General features: G+C 70.9%; 8 protein-coding genes. 3 read left to right on the top strand and 5 right to left on the bottom strand.

What is annotated here, in order from left to right; translation table 11 throughout:
* Positions 1-14 precede the first annotated feature (14 nt).
* Both AC3ZJJ_RS04070 and AC3ZJJ_RS04065 read right to left on the bottom strand, forming a co-directional pair.
* Positions 15-2,954, bottom strand: a complete 2,940-nt coding sequence (locus AC3ZJJ_RS04070) for a UPF0182 family membrane protein (protein ID WP_489895679.1) — start codon at positions 2,952-2,954, stop codon at positions 15-17.
* A 248-nt stretch (positions 2,955-3,202) separates the two neighbouring features.
* A complete protein-coding gene (locus tag AC3ZJJ_RS04065; RefSeq protein WP_489893980.1) occupies positions 3,203-4,309 on the bottom strand; it encodes a YlbL family protein in 1,107 nt (368 codons plus the stop codon).
* A gap of 156 nt (positions 4,310-4,465) precedes the next feature.
* Between AC3ZJJ_RS04065 and AC3ZJJ_RS04060 the strand changes: the two genes are divergently transcribed.
* Complete coding sequence (locus tag AC3ZJJ_RS04060) at positions 4,466-5,995, top strand: zinc-dependent metalloprotease (protein ID WP_489893979.1); 1,530 nt, start codon at positions 4,466-4,468, stop codon at positions 5,993-5,995.
* Between the two features lie 71 nt (positions 5,996-6,066).
* On the opposite strand, the gene AC3ZJJ_RS04055 is transcribed toward AC3ZJJ_RS04060, so the two are convergent.
* Positions 6,067-6,651, bottom strand: coding sequence for a M48 metallopeptidase family protein (locus AC3ZJJ_RS04055; protein WP_489893978.1), 585 nt, complete (start codon positions 6,649-6,651; stop codon positions 6,067-6,069).
* A 144-nt stretch (positions 6,652-6,795) separates the two neighbouring features.
* Between AC3ZJJ_RS04055 and AC3ZJJ_RS04050 the strand changes: the two genes are divergently transcribed.
* Positions 6,796-7,830, top strand: a complete 1,035-nt coding sequence (locus AC3ZJJ_RS04050; protein WP_489893977.1) for a ThiF family adenylyltransferase — start codon at positions 6,796-6,798, stop codon at positions 7,828-7,830.
* A gap of 72 nt (positions 7,831-7,902) precedes the next feature.
* Here AC3ZJJ_RS04050 and AC3ZJJ_RS04045 read toward each other — a convergent pair whose 3' ends face one another.
* Both AC3ZJJ_RS04045 and nudC read right to left on the bottom strand, forming a co-directional pair.
* Complete coding sequence (locus tag AC3ZJJ_RS04045; protein WP_489893976.1) at positions 7,903-10,023, bottom strand: ATP-dependent DNA helicase UvrD2; 2,121 nt, start codon at positions 10,021-10,023, stop codon at positions 7,903-7,905.
* A gap of 5 nt (positions 10,024-10,028) precedes the next feature.
* On the bottom strand, positions 10,029-11,015 hold the full coding sequence (nudC, locus tag AC3ZJJ_RS04040) for an NAD(+) diphosphatase (protein ID WP_489893975.1): 987 nt from the start codon (positions 11,013-11,015) through the stop codon (positions 10,029-10,031).
* 130 nt (positions 11,016-11,145) lie between these two features.
* Between nudC and AC3ZJJ_RS04035 the strand changes: the two genes are divergently transcribed.
* Positions 11,146-12,597 carry a phosphotransferase gene (locus AC3ZJJ_RS04035; RefSeq protein ID WP_489893974.1) on the top strand — a complete coding sequence of 484 codons (1,452 nt, stop codon included), beginning with the start codon at positions 11,146-11,148 and terminating at the stop codon, positions 12,595-12,597.

Below are 12,597 nucleotides of genomic sequence, written 5' to 3'. Positions count from 1 at the left end.
CAGTCCGCGAGGGACTAGCCGTTGCCCTCCGCGGGCGCCGATTCGGACGGCTCGGCGCCGCCGTCGGCCCCCTCCTCGGCGGCCGGCGGAACGGCCGGCTCCCCGCTGATCTCGGCTTCCGCGTCGAGGGCCCGGTTGAGCGCCTCCTGCAGCTTGGCCTGTTCCGCTCCATAGGCGGCGAAGTCGCCTTCGGCCAGTGCGGCCTGCCCGGCCGTGATGGCCGCGTTGGCGTCCGCCAGCGCGTCCTTGAGGCGCTGCTCCGCGGTCGCCGTGGCAGGGTCCTCGGTCCCCGGTTCGGGCGTGCCGCCCTCGCCCTCGTTGGTGACCGCTCCAGAGGAACCCTCGAAGAGCTGGTCGAGCGCCTCGGAGAGCGTGTCGGCGAAGCCGACCTTGTCGCCGAAGGACACCAGAACCTTGCGCAGCGTCGGATAGGACGTCTGGCCGGTCGACTGCACGTACACGGGCTGCACGTGCAGGATGCCGCCGCCGACGGGCAGGGACAGCAGGTTGCCGTTGATGACCTTGGAAGCGCCCTGGCGGAGCAGGTTCAGCTGGGTCGACACCTCGGTGTTGGAGTCGAAGTTCTGCTGCGCCTGGCCCGGCCCGGGCACCACAGTGTTCCGCGGCAGCTCAAGGAGCCGGAGCGTGCCATAGCCGTCGCCCTTGACGCCGGCCTCGGTGCCCGCGTCCGCCTCGGCGGACAGGAACCCGTAGAGCACGTTGCGCTGTTGGCTGCCCGCGCTGGTCGCCGGGATGAACGTGGAAGTCAGCGAGAACGCCTCGTCCTCTTGGTTCGGCATCCGCAGCGACAGGTAGTACGGCGGCTGCTTGACGGCGCTGCCCGGCACCGTTGGGTCGTTCGGGACGGCCCACGCGTCGTTGGACTCGTAGAAGTCGTCCGCGTCCGTGACGTGGTACTGGCCGAGGAGCTCGCGCTGGACCTTGAACAGGTCCTCCGGGTAGCGCACGTGCGCCATCAGGTCCGCCGTCATCTCCGAGTAGGGCTTGATCGTCGTCGGGAAGACCTTCTGCCACGCCTGCAGCAGCGGCTCGTCGGGCTCCCAGGCGAACAGCTCGACCGAGCCGTCGTAGGCGTCCACGGTCGCCTTGACCGAGTTGCGGATGTAGTTGACCTGGCCGGTCAGCGCGTTGGTGCGGTTCTCGCCGGTCAGCGAGTCGCGGACGGCCGATTCGAGCTGCTGCGCGGTGGAGTACGGGAAGCTGTCGTTGGTCGTGTAGGCGTCAACGATCCACTTGACGCGCCCGTCGACGATCGCCGGGTAGGTGTTGGAGTCCACCGTGAGATAGGGGGCCACCTTCTCGACGCGCTCCTTGGGGCTGCGCTCGTAGAGGATCTGCGACTCGGCGTTGACGGCGTCGGACAACATGAGGTCGGTGGAGCCGAACTTCAGCGAATACACGAGGCGGTTGAAGAAGTTGCCGACACTCGGGCCGCCGTCGCCCTCGAACGTGGTCTTGGCGTCGCCCGCGCCCGACTCCTCGCCCTCGCCCTGCGGGCGGTCGAGCTCGCGCGGCGCCCAGTCCTCGGGCCCTCCGACCACGGAGTACTGCGGCGAGAACTCGCCGAAGTAGATGCGCGGCTGGTACGTGGAGTCGTCGCCGAGGACACCCTCGGTGGGGATTCCCTCGAGCATGAAGTCCGGGCGTCCGCCGGACGCGACCTTGGAGCCGTAGGCGGCGACGACGCCGTAGCCGTGCGTGTACGTGATGTGCTGGTTGACCCAGCTGTCCGTCTGGTCCACGTTGACCTCGCGCACGGCGATCACCGTGTCCTCCACCTTGCCGTCCACCTCGTAGCGGTCGACGTTCAGGGTCGGGGCGAACTTGTAGTACGTGCGGAACTGCTGCAGCTGCGCGAAGGCGTCGGAGATGAGGTTCGGGTCCAGGAGACGGATGTTCGTGGTGGTCGCCCGGTCCTTCGCCAGGGCGTTCTTCTCCGTATCCGTCGTGGCGTCGTAGTCCATCGTCTCGATGCCATCGAGCCCGTAGGCCGCCCGGGTCATGTCGATGTTGTTCTGTATGTATTGTTGCTCGAGCGTCTTCTCCGACGGGATGACCTGGTACTGCTGGACGATCAGCGGGTAGACGCCGCCCGCGACCAGCGCCGTGACCACCAGCATGGCCGCGCCCACGATGGGGAGCTTCCACCGGCCCATCAGGGCGCCGGCCACAAAGAGGATCGCCACCAGGATCGCGGCGATCGCGAGGATCGTCTTGGTGGGGATGACCGCGTTTACGTCGGTGTACAAGGCGCCGGCCGCGCGGCCGTCCTGCGAGACGAGCGTGGAGTAGCGGTCCAGCCAGTAGTTGCCGGCCTGGAGCAGCAGGAACAGCCCGGCCGCCACGCTGATGTGGACGCGCGCCGCTCGGGACACAACGATGCCGCCGCGCTCCTCGATGCGGATGCCCCCGTAGAGGTAGTGCGTGAGGATTCCGGCGATCCCGGCGATCAGGACCACGCTGATCAGGTAGCCCACAAGGAAGCCGAGGAACGGGAGCGTGTTCATGTAGAACGACAGGTCCATCCCGAAGCGGGGATCGACCTGGCCGTAGGGAACCTGGTTGAAGAACAGCAGCACCTGCTGCCATTGCGAGGTGGCGGCGGTGGCCGCGAACGCGCCGATGACCACGGGAACGCCGATCATCACCAGGCGGCGGATGGGCTCAAGCTGGGACTGGTACCGGTGCAGGCTGTCCCGCATCTGCGCATCCGGCGCGTAGACCGGGCGGCTGCGGTAGGCGAGCATCAGGCTGAGCCAGGTGGCGGCGGCCATGATCAGGAACGCGACCGCGAAGATGGCGGCCCTCGAGAGGTTCTCCTTCCAGAAGACCTCGGAGAAGCCCAGCTGGTTGTACCAAAGGACGTCCGCATAGATGTTCGCGAAGAACACGAACGCGGCTACGACGACGCCCACGACCACGAGGGTCGGCAGCAGCGCGGATGGCTTGCGTGGTGGTCCCTGCGGCGGTCGTGTTCCGCCGTCGGGGTCGCCGGGGCCTTGGGGGCGTCCGCCGAACGGATTGTCAGCACCGAATGTCACTGTAAAACCTCATCATCGGGGTCTGGCTATGTGCCGCCGGCGCGAATGCGGGACGGTTTATCTATCATTCTGCCTTGGCGCGGGTGGCCGGAGCGAACCGATGGGGCCGGGTGCGGCGCATCGATGGACGATCGTGACGTTCAGGCGCCGCAGGCCGGCAACGACGCCGGGTCCTTGCCGTCGGCGATCTCCTCGACGGCCGCGCGGGCCTCGTCGAGGGTCGCGACCTTGACCACGCTCAGGCCGTCGGGGACACGCCCGGCGATGTCGGCGCAGTTCCCGGCCGGGGCGAGGAACACTTCGGCGCCGGCGTCGCGGGCGCCGACGAGCTTTTGGGCAATGCCTCCGATGGGGCCGACCTGGCCGTCGGGGGTGATGGTCCCGGTGCCGGCAATGTGCCGTCCGCCCGTGAGGTCGCCCTCGGTGAGCGTGTCCACGAGACCCAGCGAGAACATCATGCCGGCGCTGGGACCGCCGACGTTGGCCAGCGTGAACTCGACGTCGAACGGGAAGGTGAAGTCGGTCTTCAGGAAAACTCCGAGCTGCCGCTGGCCGTCGCTTCCGGCGGTGGTGCGGGCCTGGACACGCACCTCGTCGCCGTCGCGCTCGATGCCCAGGGAGACCGGAGCGTCTCCCGCGTCCTGGAGGGCGCCGCGGAGCATGCCCAGCCCGGTGATGGCGCGCCCGTCGACGGACTTCAACACGTCTCCCTCGGCGAGGACGCCGTCGTTCGTGTCGGTGGCCATCCCCGTGACGGACAGGGTCTGGCCGTACTCGATGCCGAGGTTCGTGAGGGCCGCCGCCACGGACGTCTGCTGCGAGTTGTCCATCAGCGACGCGTTCTGGTCGCTGACCTGATCGCCGGTCACGCCGCGCGGGTAGACCGACTCCTCCGGGTAGACGTCCTGTTCCGGATCCGCCCACCCCTGGAGGACCTGGAACAGCGGAATCCGGCGGTCCGCTCCCCCGCGGACATAGACGGTGGTCAGGTCAAGGCTCCCCGTCGGCGCATACGATTCGCGCCCGGTGACCTTGATGACCGGTTCGCCGTCCACAATGCCGACCGTGTTGATGGCTGGTCCCGGCGACTCGACGACGTATGGGCTCGGCAGTGCCATGGCCGCAAAACCGATGAGCACGGCGGCGCTGGTCGCGCCGACCAGTGTGCGCTGCATCCTGAGCCGGCGGCGCGGCCCCGGATCCACGACGTCGTTCGGCCCCTGCGGGACCTGCTGCGTTTCCGTCACCTGGTGCTTCCCCTTCCGCCGACGCCCCCTGGCGTCCGGCTGGGCCATTACGGCCCCACCAAGGCTACAAGGTCTTGGCGCGCCGGGCGCTTTGCCGTCAGCGAACCGCGGGGGAATCCATGGGAAGCGCACGGGGGCGGAGGGTAACGTTGAACCATGGCTGACACACCCCCAGACAAGCGCCCCGACGACTCCAACGAGCCGGAGGACTCCGGGAAGGATCCCTTCGCGGAAATGCTGGCCGGCCTCTTCGGCGGCGGCGCGACGGGCGGCTTCGATCCCAAGAACCTTCCGGAGGGGCTCGGTGCCGCGATGGGCGCGCCGAACGACCCCGAGGCCCTCTCCGCCATGTTCCGCCAAGTGCAGGCCATGATGGGCGCGATGGCGTCCGGGGACGGCGGTCCGGTGAACTGGAAGCTCGCGCAGGACTCCGCCCGCCAGGCCGCCGCGGGCTCGGATCCGAGCGTGACACCCGCGCGGGCAGGCGCCGTGTCCGACGCCGGCCGGCTGGCCGACCTGTGGCTCGACCAGGCGACGGCGTTCACGTCGGACTCGGCCGGATTCGCGGCGCTTTCACGCGCCGAATGGGTGGAAAAGACCATGCCGACCTGGAAGACCCTGACCGAGCCCGTGGCGGTAAGCGTGGCCCAGGCGATCAGCTCCGCCATGCGCGACCAGCTCCCCGAGCAGCTCAAGCCGATGCTCGGCGGGGCACAGGGAATCTTCCAGAATCTTGGCGGAGCCATGTTCGGCATGCAGCTGGGAACCGCCGTCGGCGGCTTGGCCAAGGACGTGCTGGGGGCCAGCGACATCGGACTTCCGCTGGCCGGCTCCACGCCCTCCCTGGTTCCCGCCAACATCACCGCCTTCGGGGAGGGACTGGACATCCCGGAGCAGGAGGTGCTGCTCTTCGCCGCGCTGCGCGAGTCCGCCCACGCCCGGCTGTTCCTGCGTGCCCCGTGGCTCAAGGCACACGTGCTGGGCGCCATCGAGGACTACTCCCGCGGGATCCACATCGACATGTCGCGCATCGAGGAGGCCGTGCGGGACATCGATCCGTCCAATCCCGAATCGTTCCAGGGCGCGGTCACCGAGGGACTCTTCACGCCGCAGCGGACCGGCGCCCAGGACGCGGCGCTCGCCAAGTTGGAGACCGCCCTCGCGCTCATCGAGGGATGGGTCGACGAGGTCGTCGCCGCAGCCGCCACGAACCTTCCCTCGGCCGCCGCGTTGAGGGAGACCGTCCGCCGCCGCCGCGCGTCCGGCGGCCCCGCGGAGCAGGCCTTCGCCTCGCTGGTTGGATTGGAGCTGCGCCCCCGCCGCCTCCGCGACGCCGCGCGACTGTGGGCGCTACTGTTGGAGGAACGCGGCCAAGAGGGACGCGAGGACGTCTGGTCGCACCCAGACCTGATGCCGACCGCGGAGGACCTCGACGACCCCGAGGGCTTCGGCAAGCGCCGGGCACTGGTGGACGCCACCGACGGGGAACTGGACGAGGCCCTGAACCGTTTGCTGGCCGGAGGGTACGACGTTCAGGAGACGGAAACCGCGGAAGACGGCGGCGGGCCGGCTCGGGATGCCGCCCCCTCGGCCGAGGGTGGTCCGGTCCGGGGCGAAGGCACCGAGGACGGCACCGAGCGGGACAGCCCGGACGAGGGCGGCGGCGACATCAAGCCGGGCAACTAGTCCGACCGGACCCGGCGGGCGATCGGTTAGCCGGCCGGGCGGTGGTCCGCCGGGGTTTGGCCCGCCGGGAGCTAGTCCGTCTCCCGCGGCGCGTCGTTGCCTCCGAGGCGGTTGAGCGCGAACGAGACGCCCTGCAGGTAGGCCTTCGCCTCTGCCGTGCGGGGATATCGCGACTCGAGCGCCTTGAACCGCGGTCCGTGGCCGCCCGGTTCGGCCAGATGGGCGAGTTCGTGCACCAGGACGTAGTCGCTGACCCATTCGGGCATGGCCATCAGGCGGTCGGACAGGCGGATGGTTCCCTCCTCTGGCGTCGCCGAGCCCCAGCGGGACTGTTGGTTGGTGACCCAACGAACGGATTCGGGCGCCCCGCGGCCCCCCAGGTACCTGGCGCTCAGCCGCGCGGCGCGTTCCATCAGCTCGGCGTCGCTCTTCGCTCCGCGCCTGCCCTCGCGGCTGCGGCCGGCCCGCAAACGCTCCACCATGTCCACCACCCACTTGTCCTCCTGGGCCGCGCTGAGCCGGGCCGGAACGGAGACCACGGCGGCGCCGTCCCGCCAAGCGGCGGACACCGTGCGTGTGCGGCGGGCGGAGCGGACAACGCGGACGCGCAGCCCGTCGGGGGCGGTGAATTCGCGCTCCTTGGGCGAGGCCGGCATGGGGACCCTCCATTCTTTTCGTCGACTGTCGCTGGTGTGGCCGACTCTCCCCAGGCTTCCTGTGGATAGCGGCATGTCGGCGGACGCGCCGTGTCAGGATGGCTATCCCAACAGCGTCAATCCACGCCTTGCGAGGAGGCTCCCATGAGGATCAACCCCGGACTTCGGGTCATCAGCCTAGCCGACGGGTCGGTGTGCATAGGCTCCGGACCGGGGGGCCTGTGGATCGGTGGATTGGACGACGGCGACCGCGCCTTCATCGCCTCGCTGGGGGCATCCGCCGTCGCCGCCGCGGATGGACCGGCCGGCGGGCACCCGCCGGGACCGGCGCCGGCCCCCGCCTTGATCACCGTCTCCGAGGAACGTGCCGGGGAGCTTCTCGCCGCGCTGGCGCCCGTGTTGGTGCCGGAGACCCCCTTCCGGATTCCCGGGACCCGGGCGTCGATGCTGGCCCCGGACATCGCCCAGTGGTCCGCGGCCTACGGGAGGCACGCGGGTCCGGCCGTGGAGGTCAGGTCGCGGGCGGTTGTCCGGATCCACGGGCTGGACCGGTGCGGCCAGTCGATCGCCTCGCTGCTGGCCGCCGCGGGGGTCGGCACGGTTGCACTCTGCGATCCGGGGCGGGTGGAACCGGGCGATCTCGGAGTCGGGCCGCTCCGGCTGGCGGACCTCGGGATGCCGCGCCCTCGGGCCCTCGCGCGGAGCCTGTCCCGGCACTGGACGCATACCCGGTTCCCCGAGTGGACACCCCGCTTCGGCGGGACCGCGCAGGAGGCGGACGCCACCGTTGTGGTGACCCGCGATTGGGTAGGCGCGGACGTTGCCGGGCACCTGGCGCAAACCCAGATCCCGCACCTGCGCGTCCTGTTCACCGACACCGGGGCGCGGGTGGGGCCGCTGGTTGTGCCGGGGCTGACGGCGTGCCTGGATTGCTCCCCCGTGCCGGGGCTGCCCGCACAGGTCCTGGACGCCGACGCGGCGCCGGCCACGGCGCCCGAGGTTTCGGCCGCCGCGACCGCCGCCGGCCTCGCTGTCATGCAGATCCTGATGCTCGTCGACGGGGTGAATGTTCCGGAGGCGGCCGACGCGGTGATCTGCCTGGACCTCGGGACCGGCGGGATCACCCGGGAGGCAGTTGCCCCGAGCCCGGACTGCCTCTGCCTGGCGCGCGCCGCGTAGCCCGCTGCGCCGCGCTGGCACGCGATCCGGCGGCACAGCGGTCGCGCGGCTCCGCGGTGCGCGGCATCACTGTCAGGCGGGATCGGCTCCGGCGTTGAGGATGTCCAGGACGTCCCGCCCATAGCGCTCCAGCTTGCTGGAGCCCACGCCGGCGACCTTGGCCAGGCCCGCGGCATTGGTTGGCTTGCCCTCCGCGATCGCCATCAGGGTCGCGTCGGTGAACACCACGAACGCCGGCACCTCGGAATCCTGGGACACCTTGAGGCGCCAGGCGCGCAGCCGTTCGAAGACGGCCTCGTCGTAGCCGGGCGGGCAGTTCCCGCACCGGCCCAGTTTGCGCTCCGCCGCGGAGGACAGCAGCGTGCCGCACATCCTGCACGTTGGCGGGCCGGCGGCCTTTCGGCGCCGCGTGGGGCGGGTGGCCTCCCGCCCGGCGCGCCCGGCCTCGGCTGGCCGCAGTCCCTCCAGGAAGCGGGAGGGCCTCCGGTTGGACCGCCCTCCCGGGGTCCGCGCCAAAGACCAGCTGAGGGAAAGGTGGACGCGCGCACGCGTGATGCCGACATAGAGCAGGCGCCGTTCCTCGTCGTAGTCCGCCTGGTCGTCCGCGAAGGAGATCGGCATCAGCCCCTCGCTCAGCCCCACAAGGAACACGGCATCCCACTCCAGGCCCTTGGCGGAGTGCAGGGAGGCGAGCGTGACGCCCTGGACGGTTGGCGCGTGCTGCGTCGAGGCGCGCTCGTCCAGTTCCGCGACGAACTCGGTCAGCGTGAACGGCGTCTCGCGCCCCGCGCGGGCGGTCGCCAGCTCCTCGGCGAGCGCCACCAGGGCGGAGAGCGACTCCCAGCGTTCGCGGACGGCGCCGCCACCCGCCGGCGCCTCCGCCGAGTAGCCGAGCGAGGCCAGCACGTCGCGGCACAACTGCGGAACGGCGTCGTCGGTCTGGGTGCGCGAGGCTGCGCGGAGCTGGAGGATGGCGTCGCGGACCTCGCGGCGCTGGAAGAACCGCTCGCCGCCGCGGAGCTGGTATCCGATGCCCGCCGATGCCAGGGCCTGCTCGTAGGCCTCCGACTGGCCGTTGGTGCGGAACAGGACCGCAATCTGGGCAGCCTGGACACCGGACTCCATCAGGGCGCGGACGCGCCCGGCAACCTGCGCGGCCTCTGCCTCGTCGTCGCTGCACTCGACGAATTCGGGATCCGGGCCCGCCTCCCGCTGCGCCACCAACTCCAGCGGCTCCGGCCACTTAGCCGTCCCCACCGGCACGCCGGGCTCCGGGCGCCGTCCGGCGAGCAGCCGGTTGGCCAGGTGGACCACCTGGGGCGTCGAGCGGTAGTCGCGCACGAGCTTCACCACGGGGGCACCGGGGTACCGCTGGGTGAACCCCAGCAGGTGCGCCGGCGTCGCCCCGGTGAAGGAGTAGATGGTCTGGCTGGAGTCGCCGACGACGCAGAGCTCGTCGCGACCGCCGAGCCACAGATCCAGGAGCCTCTGCTGCAGGGGCGAGACGTCCTGATACTCGTCGACCACGAAGTGCCGGTACTGTTCGCGCACGGCGGCGCCCACCTTGGGGTCCTCGTCGAGGATGCCCACGGTGAGAAGCAGGACGTCCTCGAAGTCGATCATGTTGCGGTCGGTCTTGACGTCCTCGTAGGACTGGAAGAGTCGGGACAACGTGGTGTGGTCCAACCCCGCCGCCGGCACCCTGCCGGCCGCCGCGGCCGCGTAGCCCTCGGGCGTGTGCATGGAGACCTTGGCCCATTCGATTTCCGCGGCCAGGTCGCGGATGGCTGCCCGGTCCGTGCTGATCCTCAGCCGGCGGGCGGCCTCGGCGACCAGCTGCGCCTTGTGGTCCACGATCGCCGGGAGTTGTCCGCCGATGGCCTGCGGCCAGAAGTACTGCAGCTGGCGCAGGGCGGCAGCGTGGAAGGTGCGGGACTGGACGCCGCCGGCCTCGAGGTCGCGAAGCCTGGTTCGCATCTCCCCCGCGGCGCGGGCGGTGAACGTCACGGCGAGCACCTGGTTGGGCTTGTAGACGCCGGAGTGGACGCCGTAGGCGATGCGGTGCGTGATGGCCCGCGTCTTGCCGGTCCCTGCGCCGGCCAGGACGCACAGCGGCCCGTTGAGCGTGGTGGCGACTTCGCGCTGCTCGTCGTCGAGTCCGCCGAGGATCTTCTCTTCGAGGGTGGTGCCCATGTGTCCTAGTTCTCCAGCTGCCTCGGCTCGGGAAGCGGGGCCCCGAACCATTGCTCGAGGAGGGCGCTGGCGATCGAGACGCCAGAGGGGACCGTGATGGTTCCGTCCTCCACCTCCCGGGCCAGCTCCTCGCGGGTGAACCAGCGCAGCGCGATGATCTCCTCGCCGTCGGGGATCGTGGCCGTCGAGGAGGCCTTCGCGGTGAAGCCGCACATCAGCGACGCGGGAAACGGCCACGGCTGGGATCCCATGTAGCGCGGCGAGTGCACGTCGACCCCCGATTCTTCGGCGACCTCCCGGACGACCGCCGCCTCCAGCGACTCGCCGGGCTCGACAAAGCCGGCAAGCGTCGAGAACCTTCGCCCGCCCCATTGCGCGTTGGCCCCCAACAGGAGACGGTCCCGCTCGTCGGTGATCGCCACGATGATGGCCGGATCCGTGCGGGGAAAGTGCTGCGAGCCGTCCGCGGGGCACGTCCGCACCCAGCCGCTCTGCACGACGTCGGTTGCCGCGCCGCAGCGGGGGCAGTGCCGGTGGGTGGCGTGCCAGTTGGCGATCGCGACCGCCTCGACGAAGAGCGCGCCCTGGTGGGCCGGCAGCCCGGCCGCGACGTCGCGCAGACCCAGCCATTCCACGTGATCCTGAGCCTCGTCGGGCACGGCCGTCAGGACGGCGAGGACCACCTCGGAGTTTTCGGCGCGGCCCAGATAGACCAGGATGGTGGCGCCGTCGGCAGACTCGGGCCCGGCCAGCACCAGGGCGCCGTCGGCGACGGGCGCCTTGCCCCCCACCATCCGCAGGACACGCGTCTCCGGGCTCGCCAGCAGCCCCGGCAGCCAGTCCCCGTCCGCCCGGCGCTCGCAGCCGCGGTCCACCGTGCCGCGTGTCAGGGGCAGCTCGCCCAGCGCGGGGAAGGGTCCGCCCGCGGCGACGCCGGCCGCCCGCCCGGTCGCGATGGCGCGGTCAACGGATTCAGCCTGGCGAAAAGTCATGTACCTACCGTACTGACCCCGCGGCCGGGTCCGCACACCGGCCGCCAGTCTGTGGAAGGATGCCCTCTTCACGCGACTCGCCGCCCCGCCAGAGCCCCGGGGGGCGCTCCCTGCGCATACGGTGGAACACGTGAAACGCTCTCCCATGGAACTTGCCGCCATCGCGACCGCTGCCGTGCCGGGGCTGACGCCGGTCGGCGTCGCCGGGATCGCGGACGACGCCGACGATTTCGACTCGGCCGTCATCGTCGACGCCCAGCAGAACCGTTGGCGCGTCAGGTCGCCCCGCCACGACGAGGCGAGCATGCGCTTGGAGACCGAACTCACGGCCCTTCGCTCTTTCACGCCCGGCATCCGGGCCGACCTTCCGTTCCGCCTCCCGTCCGTCGCGGGAACCGTCCGGCAGGGATCGCTGCGGACCTTCGTCTATAACCACCTTCCCGGATCCGCCCTCGCGCTTGACGAGTTGATCGCCTCGGGCGGTAAGACCGCAGAGGACGTCGGGCGGACAATCGCCGCAATCCACGGACTGCCCGAGGACGTGGTGGACCGCGCGGACCTCCCCAGCTACACGGCCAACGAGTTTCGCCAGCGCCGGCTGAACGAACTGGACCAGGCGGCCACCACCGGACGCATCCCGGCGCGCCTGCTGCGCCGCTGGGAGCACGCCTTGGAGGACGTGGCCCTCTGGCGGTTCAACCCCACCGTTGTCCACGGCGACCTGCACGAGGAGAACCTGCTCCTGGAGGACGGCAAGGTCACGACCGTCACCGGCTGGACCGACATGCGCATCGGCGACCCGGCCGACGACCTCGCCTGGCTGGCCGCTGCGCACGAACAGTCGTTCGCGGACGCCGTGCTCGAGGCATACGTGGCGGTCCGTGGGGAGCGCGCGGACCCGCACCTGATGCGCCGCGCGGCGCTCGCCGCAGAGTTCGCCCTGGCCCAGTGGCTCGCCAAGGGCATCGCCAACGAGGATCCCGACCGGATTGCCGAGGCCGAAGACATGCTGCGCGAACTGGACGAGGATGTCGCGGAGTACGGCGGCCAACCGATCAGCATCGTCGAACCGCCGCGCGTCGATGGTGCGGACGAACCGGCGCGCCCATCGCCCGGTGGACCGGCGGCCGACGAGCTTGCCCACGATGGCCTCGCGGGCACCCGCGAGGACGGCGCGACTTCCACGGGCGGCGTCGATGGCGACGACGCCCACGAGGCGCCCGGCACGCCTCGGGAGTCCACGCCCGGGGAATCCAGGGGCGCAAAGTCCATGGAACGGGAACCCTCGCGGGATCCAGCTGTCGAGGACGGCGTGGAGGACGGCGCGGTCATCGTCTCCCGGCCGGACGCCGCCGGCGAGCCGGACGATGCCCCGGTCGCCGAGGGCGGCGAGGGGCGCAACACGGACGCGCCCGGGGAGCGCGAGGACACGGACGGAGACTCCGAGGACGCGCGCAAGGAGGACGACGACGATCGGCCCGAATTCGTCGTCGACACCGAGGTGGCCCAGCAGGCAGCGTCGGAGGTCCCGACCTCCGCCATCCCGGTCATCCTGGTGGAGAAGAGGGAACCGCGGCCGTAG

The sequence above is a fragment of the Arthrobacter sp. AOP29-A2-19 genome, assembly GCF_058138025.1.
Note: the sequence above shows the minus strand (reverse complement) of the source record. Positions and strands in the feature narration are given on the sequence as shown.